The sequence below is a fragment of the uncultured Porphyromonas sp. genome, from assembly GCF_934359325.1.
Lineage (GTDB): Bacteria > Bacteroidota > Bacteroidia > Bacteroidales > Porphyromonadaceae > Porphyromonas_A.
In genome coordinates, this window is record NZ_CAKRLH010000013.1 from 1 (window position 1) to 17955 (window position 17955).

Consider the following 17955-nt stretch of genomic DNA (forward strand, 5'->3'; position numbering starts at 1 on the left):
GCTCGGGCCCACTCCAGCACGCCGGCGAGACCATGCTGGCTCTTGTAGCTCGGCGGCATGCGGCAGACTGCCCAGCGGTCATGCTCCTGTGCGTAGGCCTGTATGCCGGCAAATAGATTGTAGGAGTAGGACTCGGTAAAGTCTGTCAGTAGTATCAGTCGTATCATATCACTCGTCAGATGGCTCGAGGTATAGCATGCTCTCAGGGATAGGCTGCCGGAGGAGACTCTTTCCGGTCAGTCCCACCTCGAGTGTCTGTCCCATGTAGTCCTCGAAGTAGTCGACCCTAAGCCGGTGGAAGCCTGCCTCCAGTGCGACCACTCCCTCCCGTAGGCGGGCGCTGTGACCTCCGTCGTTGTCTACCACCTTTACTCCATCAATGTAGAGCACAGAGCCGTCATCGGAGTAGGTGTAGAAGCGGTAGAGCCCCCGCTCCGGTATGCGGATGAGGGCCTCGAAGATGTAGCCAAAGTGGTCCTCCCGGTCTGCTCCCTCGATAGAGAGGTTGGGCAGGGTCCCTTCAGCGACAAGGGAGACAGTGGGGATCTGCTTGGTCTGCTTGATCGTCCCGGCGTAATAGCGGTAGCTCACTCCATGAGCCCGAGCATCGAGAGGGAGTGCTGGCAGATAGTGAGCGGACTGCTCCTCATCGGAGTCGAAGCCGGAGGGGTAGTAGAAGATAGCCTCCCGACCTCCCTCCGGGGTGGCTATCCAGCTGTCGAAGCGCTGCTCTCCCTCGTGCAGAACAATCATTCGTCCGCCTCTGGGAAGATCTCCATAGGCATCCAGACCGCTTACTCGTCCGTAGCCGAGGGTGATGCCGTCTCGGATCGTCAGGGCGTCATTGGCATGGTCGTGTCCGCAGAAGACTCCCATTACGCCACCTAAGTCAAGCAGTGTGCTGAAGAGTCCGCTATTTAGCGTGGAGGAGGAGATGCCCTCGCTGACGTGCCCTTTCCCTTGATCTTTTAGTGTCTCAAACTCCAGTATGGGAATGTGGAAGAAGAGCATGGATGGTATGCTCTCCCTGCCACTCTCAGAGATGGTCTGGGCATGAGTTCTCCTGAGCCAGTCGATCTGATCGAAGTGTATGTGGTCGTAGTGGCTGATAAATTGGTCCGTGTAGTACTGGCCCGAGTCCAAGAGGTAGAGTAGGGCAGCGATCTCCCCACCGGAGGAACTCTCGATGCGGATCTCTTGATTGCCCTCGCCCTCAATTTCCCTCGGTCCTCTGAGACTGATACAGTAAGGCTTCCCTTCGAGGAGGTCATAGATGGAGTCCTTGGAGATCACCTCAGCATCGTGATTGCCGAGTAGAACGCCGTAAGGCTGTTTCTCCTCCTCAAAGAATCGAGTGAGGGTCCTCCAGCCCTCTGCCGCGGGACGCTCAGTGATGACATCACCGGTCAGCAGGACCAGATCCGGTCGCTCCGAGCGGATCACCTCCCGGAGAACCTCGTAGGTGCGTGTGGTATTGACTGAGGTAGGGTCGATGTGGAGGTCGGTAAACTGTGCTATACGAAAGGTGCTGTCGGCTCTGAAGCGCAGCACTCCGCGGTGGTCCTGCGCCGATAGGGAGCTCAAGCACAGGAGTAATAGGATGATGGATGTAAGTAGTCGCTTCATGGTCTGGCAGTCTCGTGGGTGCAGCGCTCGGAGAGTCCGAGGAGGTGCATGACCTTATGGTAGATCTCGGTATTGTGATAGATGCCGGTGAAGTAGTCTGATGACGGACCATAGAGGTATATCGGTACCAGCACGCCGCTGTGGCCGCCGGTGGAGAAGTTTCCCTCCACTTCGCCCTTCTCCTCATCTCCACCGAGGACGGTGAGTCCTCCGGTCTCGTGGTCCGCTGTGACAATGACGAGCGTCTCGCCATCCTCTTCGGCCCACTTCATGACCGCTCCGATAGCGCGGTCGAAGTCCGCCGTCTCCTGCATCAGCAAGTCGAGGTCGTTGGTATGACCATATAGTCGTCCAGCTGAGAGCCCTCGATCATCAGGAAGAAACCCTCAGGAGTCTGCTTCACCAAGTGATCAAGTGCAAGACGTGAGGCGTCGGAGAGTAGTTCTCCCCGTTCTAGAGGCACAGGTACGTCCTTCTCTGCATAGACACATAGCTCGCGGCCGGAGGAACTCTTTTCGCCTGCAGCGAAGTCCTTGAGGCTTCGGGTGACACGATACCCCTTCTCCTTCATCTCCTGGAAAATATTGCGTCCATCTGGTCTGTCGGCAAAGACCTTTGCCCCTCCGCCCATGATGAGATCGCAATGGCTGTCGGGGAATTGCCCGATGATCTCATAGGGTGCCTCTCGCTCAGAGCTGTGGGCGAGGAAGGCGGCCGTGGTAGCATCGTAAAGACGACAGGTGCTGATCACACCGGTGCCGAGACCGGCGCTGTGGGCGAAGTCGATGATGGTGGCGTAGGGTCGATCGAGACTATCCACGGCGAGTGTGTGGTAGCGAGCCTTATGCCCTGTACTCATCGCAGTGGCGGCAGCGGCGGAGTCGGTGACGAGCTTGTCAAGCGCCGTGGTGATGACAAGCCCGGTGGCCTGAGCATTGGAGAGATTGATATGTCCCTTATTGACTGTCCTAAGGGCAGCGATGTGTGCAAGGCTCATACCGTCGCCGATCATCAGGACGACGTTGCGTACCTTGGTCCCTCCCACAGGGCGGACCGTTACGGTCTCGTAGGTGGAGGGTAGTGTGACGGTCTGGCGGCTTGGCTCTTGTGCTGATGCCGTGAGACCGATGAGCAGCAGGACTATAAGGAGGTGCTTAGATATGACTTTCATGGATCATTAGTGCTTGAGTGTGGGTGTGGTGTAGTCGGTCTCTCCGCGTCGGCGGTACTCCAGTCGGAGCCCCTTCCCCTCAGCGCCCTGCCAGTAGAGTAGGGTGAAGGGGTGTAGTCCGCGACTGAGTGCGGCCTTGCCGGTAGCTGAGACGAAAGCGTGCGAGCCGTCATTGAGGACGATCGGTCGGTCGTGGATACGTAGGACGGAACCATCATCGGAGGTGAGACGAAACTCGTAGACATCGGTCTCCGGAACATCAATATATCCTGTGAAGGTGAGTGCAAATAGATCCTCGCGGTCTCGCATATCTATCGAGGGCTGATCGCAGACACCGTGTCCTATGATAGGAAGTGCAGCGATCTGATCCGTACGCTCGACCAATCCGGCGTGGAGCGTCCAGTTGGCACCATCGGCAACGGAGGTGATCTCCATCGCCGGGGCATACTCAGCCCTTGTGGCGATGAGCGTCGTGGTGGGCGAGGGATTTAGTCCTTCTTTCTCGGCAGTAGCCTGGAGGGTCGTGTTGCGAGTGAGGGTGATGGGGGTGCCGGTGTACTCCTTTTTCTCCCCCTCATCGATGGTGTAGTAGATCGTCGCTCCGGGGGTGGCTGTGGCTAAGCTTACGCTCACCTGGTCGTGGAAGAGGGTGATGTCGTCCGAGCTGTAGACCGGCGACACGAAGTCCTTATGAGTCATACTGTAGGGCTTCTCCTCCACTCGAAAGTCATCTACAGGTTTGTCGGAGAGCGCAAAGGCGAGTGTGCCTCCCTGAGCGAGCTCCTCTGTGGTGACGAAGAGGCGGTGCAGCTCCTTTCCATTCAGGCTGATGGATCGGATATAGGGATACTCTGCAGGATCCTTGTCTGTGGTAATGGTGAGCTTGCCCTTCGGGAGCGTCAGGGTCACCTCCCGGAAGCGGGGGGTGGTGATCTGAAGCTCTCCGCTAGCCGGTGTCACCGGATAGAGACCGAGGGCAGTGAAGAGGTACCAGGCAGACATCTGACCGCAGTCCTCATTGCCGCTGATCCCCTCCGGAGTGTTGAGGTACAGTTCATCTAGTATCTGACACGTCAGCTCCTGGGTGCGGGATGGGCGACCCAGGTAATTGTAAAGGTAGGCGAGGTGATGGCTAGGCTCATTGCCATGAGCATACTGCCCGATAAGACCGGTGATGTCCTGGAGGTCTCCAGCCGGTGTGGTGTCGCTGAAGAGATTGTCGAGAGCTTCAAGCATCTCCTCTGCTCCACCGTGGAGAGCAATCATCCCCTCCACATCGTGCATGGGCGCAAAGCGGTACTGCCAGCCATTGGCTTCGGTGTAGTCCTTGCTTACCTCGTAAGGGTCAAAGTCTGCTCCCCAAGATCCGTCCTCGTGACGTCCACGGAAGAACTTGGTGCTTCCGTCGAAGAGGTGGATGTAATTATGAGCTCGCCTGTAGTAGGTGTCTGCAATCTCTTTCTCCCCGAGTGCATCCGCCATCCGAGCGATGCACCAGTCATCATAAGCGTACTCGAGGGTACAGGAGACGGACTCGTTGTGCGTATTGGCGGGAATGAATCCCAGTCGGGTGTAGGCATCGGAGCCTTTCTTGTTGATATTGGATGACTTGATCATAGCCTCGAGTACCTCCATCGGGTCAAGGTCCCCAAGCTGTCCGCTGAGGTAGGCATCAGCCAGTACGGAGACGGCGTGGTAACCGATCATGGTGCGTGTCTCGCCACTATAGAGCGGCCAGATGGGCAGCTCGCCCTGCTCACGGTACATCTGCATCATGGATCGACACATATCCGGTACCACCTCAGGGTAGAGCAGGGTAAGGAGAGGATGCTCCGCGCGGAAGGTGTCCCAAAGCGACAGAGTGGAGTAGCTCACTCCGGAGACCTGGCGGATCTTATCGTCCATACCGCAATAGCTCCCGTCAGCATCACTTGTCCTATTCGGCGCTACGAGGGAGTGGTAGAGGGCGGTGTAGAGGCAGGTGAGATCCTCCTTGTTCCCCTCTTTTACCTTTACCTTAGAGAGCAGGTCATTCCACTGCTTCTCTGTGTTGGCACAGACTTGGTCGAAAGTCTTCCCGCACCGTGAGAGCTCCGCATTGAGATTAGCCTCAGCTGCCTCCATAGAGGTCTGTGAGAGCCCGACAAAGATCTCCACGACGCCGTCTTCCCCTGCGTCTAGAGACAGTAACGCACGGATGGAGTCGCCCTGAGCGATCTGCTCATTGACCTTTTCTCCATTTAGGAAAAGTTTGGTCTCTCGTATCGGACGGCTCAGGTGGGCGGCAAAGTAGACGTGCTGTCCGGGCACCCAGCCATTGGTAATCGTGTAGCCCCTCAGCGTACTATCTGAGGTCTGCTTTAGACCACTCTCTACGATCTCATCCCCTTTGATATTCACTAAGTCGATCAGCAGCGAGGTCTCTCCGGAGTCCTTAGGATAAGTGTAGCGATGGACACCTATGAGGGATCCGGCGGTAAGCTCAGCCCGGATACCGTTGTCCAGCTCCACACTGTAGTAGCCTGCATGTGCGCTCTCGCGGTCGTGGCTGAAACCAACCTTGGGCAACCGCTCGTCATTGATGTGGTCAGCGTAGCTCTTTCTGTCTGTAATGGGAAGGAAAATCACGTCCCCAAGGTCGCTGCATCCGGTGCCCGAGAGGTGGGTGTGAGCAAAGCCGTAGAGTGTGTCGTCATCGTAGTGGTATCCGGCGCAGGCATCCCAGCCCTCCCATCGTGTTTCCGGGCTCAGCTGAACCATTCCCAGCGGAGCGGTAGCCCCGGGGAATGTGTGTCCGTGAAATCCTGTCCCGATGAATGGGTCGACCATCTCATAGAGCTTGGTCGAATCAGGAGTGATCAGTTCTTCTCCCACACTCTTACCACAGGAGTGGAGTAGTGGCAGGACAAGGAGTAGTCCGAGCTGTAGGGTTAGTTTATTCTTCATATCTTGGAGTTTTGTTTCTTACAAAGCGTAATGATCGCCCGAGCCTCAGGCATTCCGGCAAAGTCCATAAAGTAGATCCCACCAGGGAGCGAGGTCCTCTCTCGGAGAAGACGGTAGGCGAAAGGATTGAGCTCTTCCGTCACCGCCTCAGGAGTTAGGTCACCTGTCCCGCTGAGATAGGCGATCATCCAGTGGTCAGGCATTGTCTCGGCAAGGTCCAGTACCTCGCTGAGAGCCGATTTCTTATCACGCATCCCGATGGTGTCGCAGACCATATACTTGTCCTCTACCATTAGGTCAAGATTCCCACCGCAGGGATTGATCAGACGGGCGGTGAAGGTGGTGTCGTCCTGAAATCCATCAAAGTAGGGTAGACAGACATCGTCGCCTATCCTCGTACGAAGCAGGATGAGCAGTTTCCCTCGAACCTCCGAGACCTTCGTTGCCGGCGTGAGCTCGCCTCTATAGAGGAGCCGTGCCACCTCCGGTCTCTCCAGAGCACGCAGGAGCGAGAGACTGTACGCCTCCATCTCATCAGGCGAGTGGTGTTCGTCATCTTCCTTCCGGAGTGACAAGATAACGAATTCGTCCGGATGGGCGGTGAGAAACTGAGTAAAAAGAGGCATAACATCCTCGGTGAACTCGAGCCCAAGCGACTCCTTGCCATGATAAAGATCCATGCATCCGGACCCATCATATCGGTCGACGAGTCGGAGGTCAAAGGCACGGACTCCGACCTCCAGCTGCTCCTCCAGTGTCAGGTCCTGGCACCGAAGCCGGGGTGACGCATTATAGGCTGTGGCATCATGCGTCCCCACGATCGCGAGGTCGATCAGTCTCGTCTCAGGCTCTCTCCCACAGCCGCCGACCAGTCCTGAGATCAGCAGTAGCGTAAGGAACCACAGTGGTGAGGTCTTCTCCATATCTATCTGGGATGAAAAGGGGCATCATAGGTAAGGGACGGATCCCTGAGCCTATGATGCCCCAATGTGTGATTAGTGAATGTTAGGCTCGCTCATCAAGATCACTTAGCATAGCCAATATTCTGCTTAAGCTTACCATTGGAGTTGGTGATCACATCCGATGGATAGGGGAAGGCGATCATGTAGTCCTGATACTGCGCCTTGTCCTTGTAGTCATTGTAAGGCTCGATCGTGAAGGAAGAGTCAGGATTGCTACGATTCTCATACACTCGCACTCTCGGATGCGAGTTCAGCTCCTTAGCGGCAAGCTCCTTAAGTGTAGCGTCACCGCTGAGGTGCCATCTCTTCAGGTCGTACAGGTGGTCGGAGAACTCAAATGCCAGCTCGCAGCGTCTCTCGTGGTAGAGGTCAGCCGTGGTTGCCGTACCCTTGATCGGATCCAGGTGTGAGCGCACCCTTACTCGATTGATGTCCTCTGTAGCCTTGGCCGCATTGCCGGTCATCAGATACGCCTCGGCACGGAGAAGCAGGCAGTCCGCAAAGCGCAGTAGGGGGAAGTTGATCCTCGCACAGGGGAAGTTTCCATTGGTATGGACCAGCCCCTCCTGAGATGCGTCCTTGTGCCCAAAGGGCTCCATATACTTATTGATTTGAAAGCCTGACTCCAGGTCTGACTGAGAGTAGAATTTCCTCTTCTCACCAAAGAAAGGGAACTCCTGACCATACTCGAGAATAGATCTTGTGAGGCGCTCGTTACCCTTACCATCCTTAAGCATCTCCTCATAGATATCGAGGGAGGGCTTATTCTGCCCCCAGCCGTTGTAGACACCCCAGCCTTTATTCTCGAGGATTACTCCGGGGAACTCGGTACCACCGCCGGAGGATCCGCCATTGGAGGGGATCGTCCAGAGGTACTCGCGTGACCAGAACTTGCTGAAGTCGGATGAGAAAAGATCGGAGAACGAGTCGGCAAGGCCGCGGTCGTACTTACTCTCCAGCTCATTGACCATAGCGATCACGTCGCTCCACTTCGAGGCATCCCAGGCCGCCCAGTAGGCATAGACCTTAGCCTTATAGCCGACAGCTGCCGCCTGATGAGCGCGACCACGATCAGCCGCATTGTAGGTCTCATACCTCGGCAGCCTCTTGATCGCCTCATCCATGTCCTCGAGGATAAGCTTGTAATTCTCCATCACGGATGCTCTCTGCTCAGGGATGGAGTTATCGTATCCACCCTCGTAGTCCTCCCACCGAGTGAAGGGCACTCCCTGCTTGTCGGTACCATACCTGTAGGCGGTGTAGAAGTGGATAAACCCTCTCAGGAAGTAGGCCTCCCCGAGCACTCTATTCTCGATGGGTGTAAGCTTCTGCTCCTTCTCCTTACCAAGCAGCTCAGAGATGATCCAGTTGCTTCGCTGTATGCACATCTGCATATATTCCCATACATCCCTGAGGGGGGACTCATCACCGGTGTACTTAAAGGTGGCGAGGGTGTTGTAGCTGCGATTCTTACCCCAGACAACATCACATGCTGCTCCCTGCTCCCAGAAGAACTCTCGTCCAAAGCAGTCCTCCTGATGATAGAATGCATAGATGCCATCGAGAGCCTCTACCGCCTGGTAGTCATTGGCAAAGTATTGGTCTGACGAATTGGTCCCCTGTGGGTGGGTATTGAGGAAGTCATTGCATCCTGAGAGTCCCACCAGTCCGATAAGGCCGGCAAGAGATCCCAATATTATATTACTCTTCTTCATAACTTTCTGTGTCAAATTAGTAGGTGAGCTTCACACCGAGTGAGAAAACACGCGATACAGGATAGGTCATGGCATCCCATCCTCCGGTCTCGGGATCCATACCGCTGTACTTAGTCAGGGTCAGGAGGTTCTCACCACTCAGGTAGATCTGCAGTGCGCTCTTACGCTCGTCGAGGTGAGACCAGCTGCGGATGAGGTCGCTCATGTCATAGGAGAGGGTGACGTTCTTGAGTCGGAGGTAGGAGGCATCCTCGAGGTACCAGTCAGACGGAGTCTTGAAGTTCCCATTGTTATCTGCCTTCGTAAGACGGGGAATGTCGGATCCTGAGTTCTGCTCAGACCAGGCATCGAGGATACGGCTGTCGCGATTGAAGCTCCCCTCCGCATCATTGAGGGTCATATACTTCGCTACATTGAGCGCCTGTGCTCCCTGTACCCCCTGCAGCATGAGGCTGAAGCCCAGCTTACGATAGTTCATGGCAAAGGTGGCGGCATAGGTCCAGTCAGGCATGGCATTGCCCAGATATTGTCTGTCGGCATCAGTGATCTCGCCATCGCCATTGGTATCGACAAACCTAAGGTCCCCGGGCACGGCATTCGGCTGGATCAGCTGACCATCCTTTGCGTGAGCCTTGACCTCAGCCTCGGACTTGAAGATCCCGTCCGTCCGTATCAGGTAGTAGGATCCGAGTGGCTGACCCTCTCCGGTCTGCATGGTGTAGGGGATGCCGCGGAAGTTTGAGCCGCTATTGAGCCACACTCCTGCCGTGCCATCCTCATTCTTGACACCAATATCGGTGACCCTATTTCGCAGGTAGGATACATTGCCGGATATCGAGTAGGAGAAGTCCTTGGTCACACGGTCTGACCACGCTGCGGTCAGCTCAAATCCTCGGTTATTCACCTCTCCAAGGTTGAGCATCATCGGATCGAGACCGATGGTATTGGGCCAGTTCATCGTGGCCTCCTGGATCAGGTTGAAGGTCCTTTTGTCGAAGTAGTCGATCGAGAGGGAGAGTCTCTCGCGGAAGAGTGCCAGGTCCAGACCGACGTCGACCTGCTCAGAGGTTTCCCAGGTGAGTAGAGGATTGACCGCCTTGGAGTGGAAGACAATATTATTATACAGCTTATTCTCCTCCACGCCGTAGACTGCCTGCTCGTGCCAGTCCTTGGTCCCGAGGGTGGCAGACTTGTAGTTCATCGGGATGGATCCGAGGTTGCCGATACGTCCCCAAGAGGCACGTAGTTTCAGTAGATTGAAGTTCTCCGACGTAGGCATAAAGGACTCGTTGGAGATCTTCCAAGCAGCTGTTACAGCCGGGAAGTCTCCATAGTTGTGCTCCTTAGGGAGTCGGCCAGCATAGTCGCGACGCCAGGAGACGGTAGCGAAGTAGCGGTCAGCGTAGGAGTAGCCCAGTCGTGACACAAGAGAGACATTGGCATCAGGCCCACTGAAGTAGTCGGTTGCTCTTGTCTCGCCGGCGAAGGTGAAGAACTGGAGGTTGGGGCTCTCATCGGCGAAGTTGTTACCTTCTCCTGAGAAGCCTATCTGCTGCCAGTGATCTGCGGTGGTGGAGAGGAGGGCACTCAGGGAGTGATCACCGAAGGTCTGATCATAGGTCAGAGTGTTCTCGGTCTTCCAGGCTTCAGTCCTGGATGAGGCCTCTCCTAAGCTATTAGATGTATTGGGCTTACCCGGCTCGTCGGTGATGGGAGTAAAGCTCTTACCGTAGTAGTTGAAGATATTATATGTAAAGCGGCTGGTGAACTTTAGTCCCTCCACCAGGTTGCTCAGCGTCAGTGCCGTCGTGGTCCAGACATCGCTATTCTTGTCGAAGTAGTTGCTGGCCGTCAGCAGGCGAACCGGATTGACTGCATCGCCGTGAGCGTCGGCGAAGTTGCTGCCGTACTTAGCGATGTACTCCGGATCCTCTGTCGTCACACCGCCAAAGGTACCATCCAGAGGATTGTACACTGTGGCACTCGAGGGCATGTAGATCGCAGAGAGGACCGGACCGGTGTAACCGTCGTTGGTGCTCTTGGAGCGGCCGGTGCTATTCTTCCAGATCAGGTCCTCGCTGATGGAGACATATCTATTGATGTCGTATCGACCGTTGTAGCGGAGCGAGAAGTTACGACTGTAGGTATTGAGCAGGATACCCTTATTGTCCTCGTAGGCAAAGGAGAGTCGATTAGCGGACTTCTCAGTTCCTACGTTGAGTGCGACATTGTGGCGGTGGTAAAAGGCGGGGCGGAAGACCTCCTTCATCCAGTCGGTCCGGGTGGTCTTGATCCAGGGGTTCTTGTCCGGATTCCAGGAGTCAGGTATCGTCTGCCCGGCGTTGGCGTAGCTGAGCTGTCTCATCCTGAGTTGCTCCTCGGCATTGAGCGGGCGAGGCAGGTTGGCTGCCTGACGGATACCATAAGTGCCGTCGTATGTCAGGGTGGGCTTGCCCTCTTTCGCTTTCTTTGTCGTGACGAGGACGACACCACCGGCTCCGGACTGCGCTCCGTAGATAGCTGCGGAAGCGGCGTCCTTCAGCACCACGATGGACTCGATGTCACTGACTGAGGTGATGGGTGCGCCCGGGATACCGTCTACCACCCAGAGGACGTTGTCCCCATTCTGTGAGCCCTGTCCGCGGATGACGATATTGGGCAGCCCGGTAGGATCTCCGCCGACGGACTGTACCGTCACACCTGCCAGCTGTCCCTGGAGCATCCCCTCAGGACTGGAAACGGGGCGTGCTGAGAGTGCGTCTGTATTGTCGATCACACCGACTGAGGCAGAGAGGTCCTGCTTCCTTGCGTTGACTCCATACCCGAGGACAACAAGCTCGTCAAGCGCCTGAGCGTCCTCCCGGAGTGTGATCTTGAGGTCCGAGACAGACTTCTCGACCTTGTACTCATAGGTCTTGTAGCCTATGAATGAGAAGTGTAGCGTCGCCCCTACGGGTGCGCTGATGGTGAAGTGACCCTCACCATTGGTGTAGGTGCCGTTTGTCGTCCCGGCGACGATGACTGTCACCCCGGGAAATGCTTGCTGTAGGGCATCATCATAGACCGTCCCGCTCACCTTGACATCCGACTGTGCCCTTGCGGGGAGTATGGTACCCAGCGAGATAGTCAGAGTCATAAGCAGTACTGCCCAGCCCTTTAGAGAGGTCTTCAGGTTCATGTTACCGACTTAAGTTGTTTGTAGATGTAGTTATGGAGTTTAAATTAAAAGTTCGTCCTCCGACGAGCAAATGAGATATAGCTCTCTTCACTCTGCGCCAAAGGTAGTGGTTCGTTGTGGCAAACATACTGCATTTTGACGACATTAGTGTTACACTCTTTCTTTTACGCACTGACGATTATCGGTAAGGGCGTAGATGTGATTTTCGTAAGCTGTTGAGTATTAGTGTGTAGTATTGGTTTCTTGGGTCGAATATATGACGGGATTTGTTTGCGGAATAATGTCTTCTTTTTGCGAAAGGTGCTATTATGAGGAGTTTCGGGGCGGGGGGACTCCGCTCACGGTCTCGACGAATGGTGTGAGAGTTGCCGTAGTGGAGCGGCTTGGGAGAGGGTGGTTTCTATTACCGGTATTAGTTGCGTCTATTACCGGTATTAGAGCTCACTAATACCGGTAAAGGAAAAGGACGAGACCTCTCCCAGAATTTCCGAGACGACACGGAGGCGACTTTTTGGGGTGAGGGCTGATGGGGATGTTAGAAAAAGCAGAACAATTTGTACCTTTGGAACGAACTCAAACGATTTACACAACACTTTAATCTTGCGTTATGGCAAAGTACGACTTTGACAAGGTCATCGACCGACATGGGACCAGCTGTATGAAGTATGACGGCTATGGTCACTTCGAGAGCGAGTACGAGGATATCCTTCCTCTCTGGATCGCTGATATGGACTTCGCTACGCCCTCCTTTGTGGGCGATGCAGTCCGCGAGCGTCTAGAGCACCCTGTGCTGGGGTATACCTTCCCGCCGGACCGCTACTTCGAGGCTATCCAGAGCTGGTTTGAGAAGCGATATGGCTTCCGCCCCGCCAAGGAGGAGATCTCATACACACCCGGTGTGGTCTCCGGGTACTACAAGCTGATCCAGTGCTTCTCGCACGAGGGTGACGGGATCACGATCCTTCCCCCGGTCTACTATCCCTTTGCCAACGTCATCCGTGGGAGCAACCGCAAGCTGGTGGAGGCGCCTCTGCTGGTACGTGACGAGCGCTTCTATATCGACTGGGATCGGCTGGATGAGGCTCTCTCTCAGTCCAAGATGCTGCTCTTCTGTCACCCGCACAATCCCGGTGGGCGTGTGTGGAGCGATGAGGAGCTAAAGCGTGTGGCTCACATGGCGCATGAGCATAGTGTGCTCATCATGAGTGATGAGATCCATGCTGACCTGAGCTACAGAGGCGTGCAGCATCACCCCTTCCCCTCCATCTCCGATGAGGCTCGCGAGATCACGATGTCGCTGATGGCTCCGTCCAAGGTCTTCAATATGCCCGGAGTGATCGGCTCACACTACTATATTCCCAATAAGGAGCTGCGGGAGAAGGCCTTTGCTTACATGCTTCAGTGTGGTCTCGAGGCAGCCTCCTGCTGGACCTATGATGCCATCGCATCTGCCTACGAGCAGGGTGACGAGTGGTCGCGTGCCTGCATGGACTACATTGCCGAGAATGTAGACTTTGTACAGGACTACCTCAAGCGGGAGATGCCGGGCGTAAAGATGATCCGCCCTGAGGCTTCGTTCCTGATCTTCCTCGACTTCACCGATGCAGGATTTAAGGATCCGGACGAGCTGGTCGACTTCCTGATCCGGAAGTGTGGGGTCTTTATGAATGACGGACGGATGTTTGGCACCGGTGGGGACTACTTCATGCGTCTCAATGTCGGCGAGCCTCGCTCGATTATTGAGGAGGCTATGAAGCGTATGGCGAAGGGACTTCGTGAGCGGAAGGGCTGACTAAGTACCTCACTATCCACTGACTAAGACTGAGGATCGATCGGCATTGCGATGTCGGTCGATCCTCTCTCTGTCTGCTGTACACCAGTATAATATAGATGGGGGTAGGGGACTTCCATTTTCAGTATCTTTGTGGAAAACCAAGAATAATCACCACCGTACAGAAATTGATTTGCGATGGTCCAAGTACTTATCATTCTCATAGTCACGGCGGGTCTGCTGGTGTGGGGGCGGATCCGGTCGGATGTGGTGGCGCTCTGCTCCATGGTGGCACTGGTACTGACAGGAGTCATCACTCCCGAGGAGGGGCTGGCGGGATTCTCCAACTCGGTCGTCATCATGATCGCCGGGCTCTTCATCGTCGGTGGTGCCATCACGCAGACCGGTCTCGCCAGACTGATTAGCAACAAGGTGCTCTCGCTGGCAGGGGAGAGCGAGCTGAGGCTCTTCTACCTCGTCATCCTCGTGACGATCATAGTGGGACTCTTCGTCAGCAACACAGGCACCGTCGCCATACTGATGCCGATCGTGGTGACGATAGCGGCGCAGTCGGGCGTGGATGCACGACGGTTGCTGATGCCGATGGCCTTTGCCTGCAGTATCTCAGGGATGATGACGCTGATCGGTACGCCGCCTACGCTTATCGTACACAACTCACTCATAGAGTCGGGTCACGAGGGACTGCAATTCTTTACCACCCTTCCGGTCGGTCTGGTGATCCTCCTGATCTGCGGGGCACTGCTCTGGCCGCTCTCCAAACTGCTCGCTAGCGGTAAGGAGGCAGCCGTGGACACGAAGCGGATGCGTAAGAGTCCGGAGCAGCTCAGTAGTCAGTACAACCTGCTCGAGGATCTCTACCGTCTGCGGATCGAGGAGGGGAGCTTCCTGAGGAAGAAGACGCTGGCGGAGCTCGACCTGACGGGGCGCTTCCACTGTAGCGTGATCGGCGTTAAAGGTGTCCATCTCGGAGCTCGAGCCACTGTGCCAACCGCAGAGACGATGCTGCACCGCGGCTTTGTGCTCCACGTGAGCGGTGCCTATGAGGATGTGCAGCGGCTGGCGGAGGAGGCTTGTCTCACCTTCCTTGATGACGAACAGGAGGGACAGAGGACCTTCTCGGGACGACTCTCCTTCAGCGAGTACGGTCTTGCCGAGGTCGTCGTGAAGCACGGCTCCCGCTTGGTCGGCAGGCGGATCAGCGATACCGACTTGCGTCAGACTTATGGGATCAGTGTCGTCGGTCTCCAGCGCAATCGCTCCTACATTACCCACAGGCTCTCCCGTGCCACGCTCCAGGAGGGGGATATGCTCCTCTTGCAGGGCACCTGGGAGGATATAGAGCGTCTGGGAGCTCAGGAGACCGACTTGATCCTCCTAGGAGAGCCGGCGACGGAAGCCTCTAAGGCCATCATCAGCGAACGGGGTCCGGTGGCGGCTGTGATCATCTTCCTGATGATACTGGCGATGATATTTAATTGGCTCCCTCCCGTGATGGCAGTCCTGGTGGCTGATATACTGCTGATCCTGACTCGTTGCTTCCGCAGCGTCAAGGATGCCATCGGGACGATTAGCTGGGAGAGCGTCATCCTCTTTGCCGCCATGATACCTCTGGCGACGGCGATGGACAATACCGGTCTCTCTTCCATGATCTCAGGAGGTATCGTGAGTGGGCTCGGGACTTATGGCTCCTATGCGGTGCTGGCGGGGATCATGCTCGGTACGCAGCTGCTGACGACATTTATCAGTAATACAGCGACAGCAGTACTCTTTGCGCCTATCGCTCTACAAGCAGCCTCGGCCCTTGGGGTGAGTCCGGTCCCCTTCATGATCGGCGTATCTGTAGCGGCGAGCATGTGCTTTATGAGTCCCTTTGCCACCCCGCCCAATGCGATGGTGATGAGCGTCGGGAAGTACAGCTTTATGGACTACGTGCGGGTTGGTCTGCCCCTCCAGGTGATCGTCATCGTAGCTATGGTCTGGCTCCTGCCGCTCTTCTACCCCCTATAAATGCTATAAGGAAAAATAGAAGGAGCTTAAAATCGGGGGATTTTTCGTATCTTTATCGCTACGAGTACTAAGCTAAAGTGAATTTATGTCAGAGCGTAGAGATATAGAGGTACCTGTCAGGGAGTTACCTATCGACCGGCTCTCACCGGGGGATCAGGAGCTGGTGGCTAAGGCTAAGGAGATTGTCTCCGATGCTTACGCGCCTTACTCACACTTCCACGTCGCTGCCGCCCTCCGTCTGGAGAGCGGACGGATCGTCTTGGGGACCAATCAGGAGAACGCCTCCTACCCCCTCGGACTATGTGCCGAGCGGACCGCCCTCTTCCAGTCGGGCGCCCTCTATCCCGACGATCCCGTCACTTCGCTAGTGATCGTGGGAGCAAAGGAGGATGGTACGATCATCAAGACCTGCGCTCCCTGCGGAGGCTGTCGGCAGGTAATGCTGGAGATGGCGGATCGTCATCATCACCCCTTCCCCGTGATCCTTGCAGGTCCTGAGTCGGCACTTGTGGTCGAAGACTGCCGCGACCTGTTGCCGATCAACTTTGATGCTTCCTCTCTGTAACCGACGATGAGTGACTTTGTCGTATCGGCGCTAAAGTATCGCCCCTCCACCTTCAGAGACGTGGTGGGGCAGGAGGCGCTGACCACCACGCTCCTCAATGCGATCAAGGAGGACAAGCTCAGCCATGCCTACCTCTTCTGCGGTCCACGAGGTGTGGGCAAGACCTCATGCGCCCGCATCTTTGCCAAGACCATCAACTGTGAGCATCGCACACCGGAGGGCGAGGCGTGTAATGAGTGCAGCGAGTGTATTGCTGCTAATGAGCAGCGGTCGTACAATATCTTTGAGCTCGACGCGGCGTCCAATAACTCCGTCGACGACATCCGAAACCTCATCGATCAGGTCTACATCGCCCCTACAACGGGGAAGTATCGGGTCTACATCATCGACGAGGTGCATATGCTCTCCTCCAGTGCATTCAATGCTTTCCTGAAGACACTCGAGGAACCGCCGGCACATGCCATCTTTATCCTCGCCACCACAGAGAAGCAGAAGGTCCTCCCCACCATCATATCACGCTGTCAGGTCTATGACTTCCGACGGATCACCTCCGATGACATCGCACGACACCTGGAGTATGTGGCTCAGGACAAGGGGATCAAGGCGGACAAAGAGGCACTCCAGCTGATTGCGCTCAGCGCAGATGGTGGAATGCGTGATGCGCTGAGTATGTTTGACCAGATAGCCGGCTTTGGCAACGGCTCGGTCACTGTTGAGGGGGTACGTAAGAATCTCAGTCTTCTGGATGAAGACGGCTACTTCTCATTACTCGACTACATCACTCGCGGCAATCACAATAAGGTGCTCCAGTTGGTGGACAACTTCCTCCGTCGCGGCTACGACACAGATGTGGTGATGAGAGGATTCTCCAACTTCCTCCGCAATCTCCTCGTGGCTCGGACCAAGGATACCATTGCCCTAGTCGAGGCTCCGGAGTCGATCAAGGAGCGCCTAAGTAAGGTGAGCACCGCGCTCAAGCCGGGACTGATCTGGAATTACCTGAAGATCTCCACCGCCTTTGGCTCCAAGTACAAGAGCAGCAGCGAGCGAAGGCTCGCCCTTGAGGTGGCTCTCCTCAAGATGTGCGAGCTCTCGCCAACGAGCGAGCTCAAGTCTCCCGCTGAGATAGCTGAGAGTACCACACCGCCTAAGCAGGCTCAAGCCGCTCCCACACCGGCACAGAGTCAGTCGACCATACCGCAGCCGCAGCAGGCAGCGCCGCCGCAGCCAGCACCACAACAGAACGCTCGGCAACCGCAGTGGGGTGTTCCGCAACAGCAACAGCCACAGCAGCCAGCGCCTCATCAGGCAGCGACACAGCAGGTGCCACCTTACCACCAGCCGATCGGGACTGCACATCAGCCGAGTGCACAGAGCCGCTATGGATTTTCTCTCTCCACCGGACGGCGCACTGCTGAACAGGGACAGCCGACGGTCACTCCATCGACTGATCAGCCGAAGCGTAATAACCCCTTTACGGAAGAACAGCTTAAGGGCGCATGGACGACCTACCGGCATCAGCCCGGTGTGGATCGTCTGATTGCCAGTGCCATGAAGGATCATCCGCCGCTCTTTACTCCCCCATACTCTCTGGAGATGAAGGTCTTCAGTGAGACGGAAAAGGCAGAGATGGAGAAGGTCTCGGACCAGCTGCTCCAGTACCTCAGAGACAGTCTCAGCAATGACTTCCTGACAATCTCCTTCCCCGTGGTCAACGACCCGAAGGAGCTGGGACCCACGACTCCATCCGAGAAGTATGACTACTTCGTAAAGAAGAATAAGTGGGTCGAGCGACTGGCAGAGGATCTCGACCTGAAGCCCTACAGCTAAGTATATCATTCAACCACATTTTAGTTTTTCAAACCACTAATTTTATCACAGCATGAAAAGAACTCTTTCTTATCTACTGATGAGTCTTGCCGCCGCAGGCACCTTCACCCTTACGGCTGCAGCACAGACATCCACTGAGAAGTCTGACGAGTATGTCTTCACG

The 17955-nt window shown here is 55.8% G+C and carries 11 protein-coding genes and 1 pseudogene; 4 read left to right on the forward strand and 8 right to left on the reverse strand.

Annotated elements, in window-relative coordinates; translation table 11 throughout:
• From Q0F21_RS01300 to Q0F21_RS01335, 8 genes and pseudogenes are all read right to left on the reverse strand, one after another.
• Window positions 1-167 (reverse strand): annotated as a pseudogene (locus Q0F21_RS01300) (transcriptional regulator); the annotation flags it as partial.
• Window position 168: 1 nt separating this feature from the next.
• A complete protein-coding gene (locus Q0F21_RS01305) occupies window positions 169-1626 on the reverse strand; it encodes a metallophosphoesterase (protein WP_297236650.1) in 1458 nt (485 codons plus the stop codon).
• Window positions 1623-1940, reverse strand: coding sequence for an alkaline phosphatase (locus tag Q0F21_RS01310; RefSeq protein ID WP_297236651.1), 318 nt, complete (start codon window positions 1938-1940; stop codon window positions 1623-1625). The genes Q0F21_RS01305 and Q0F21_RS01310 overlap by 4 nt, the downstream gene beginning before the upstream one ends.
• On the reverse strand, window positions 1940-2797 hold the full coding sequence (locus Q0F21_RS01315; protein ID WP_297236653.1) for an alkaline phosphatase: 858 nt from the start codon (window positions 2795-2797) through the stop codon (window positions 1940-1942). The genes Q0F21_RS01310 and Q0F21_RS01315 overlap by 1 nt, the downstream gene beginning before the upstream one ends.
• A 6-nt stretch (window positions 2798-2803) precedes the next feature.
• Window positions 2804-5743 (reverse strand): GH92 family glycosyl hydrolase, encoded by a 2940-nt coding sequence (locus Q0F21_RS01320; RefSeq protein WP_297236655.1) that lies wholly within the window; start codon window positions 5741-5743, stop codon window positions 2804-2806.
• The gene (locus Q0F21_RS01325; RefSeq protein WP_297236657.1) at window positions 5740-6666 is read right to left on the reverse strand and encodes a hypothetical protein; all 927 of its coding nucleotides are present in this window, start codon (window positions 6664-6666) and stop codon (window positions 5740-5742) included. Before Q0F21_RS01325 ends, Q0F21_RS01320 begins: the two co-directional genes overlap by 4 nt.
• A 101-nt stretch (window positions 6667-6767) precedes the next feature.
• Entirely contained in the window at window positions 6768-8420 is a 1653-nt protein-coding gene (locus tag Q0F21_RS01330) for a RagB/SusD family nutrient uptake outer membrane protein (RefSeq protein ID WP_297236659.1), read from the reverse strand.
• Window positions 8421-8436: 16 nt separating this feature from the next.
• Window positions 8437-11556, reverse strand: a complete 3120-nt coding sequence (locus tag Q0F21_RS01335) for a TonB-dependent receptor (RefSeq protein ID WP_297236661.1) — start codon at window positions 11554-11556, stop codon at window positions 8437-8439.
• Window positions 11557-12205: 649 nt separating this feature from the next.
• Here Q0F21_RS01335 and Q0F21_RS01340 point away from each other — a divergent pair.
• From Q0F21_RS01340 to dnaX, 4 genes are all read left to right on the forward strand, one after another.
• Window positions 12206-13390, forward strand: coding sequence for a PatB family C-S lyase (locus Q0F21_RS01340; RefSeq protein ID WP_297236663.1), 1185 nt, complete (start codon window positions 12206-12208; stop codon window positions 13388-13390).
• Between the two features lie 177 nt (window positions 13391-13567).
• Window positions 13568-15397: an SLC13 family permease gene (locus Q0F21_RS01345; RefSeq protein ID WP_297236665.1), complete on the forward strand. Its 1830-nt coding sequence runs from the start codon at window positions 13568-13570 to the stop codon at window positions 15395-15397.
• A gap of 85 nt (window positions 15398-15482) precedes the next feature.
• Window positions 15483-15962 (forward strand): cytidine deaminase, encoded by a 480-nt coding sequence (locus Q0F21_RS01350; RefSeq protein ID WP_297236666.1) that lies wholly within the window; start codon window positions 15483-15485, stop codon window positions 15960-15962.
• A 6-nt stretch (window positions 15963-15968) separates the two neighbouring features.
• A complete protein-coding gene (dnaX, locus tag Q0F21_RS01355) occupies window positions 15969-17792 on the forward strand; it encodes a DNA polymerase III subunit gamma/tau (protein ID WP_297236668.1) in 1824 nt (607 codons plus the stop codon).
• The last annotated feature ends 163 nt before the right edge of the window (window positions 17793-17955 follow it).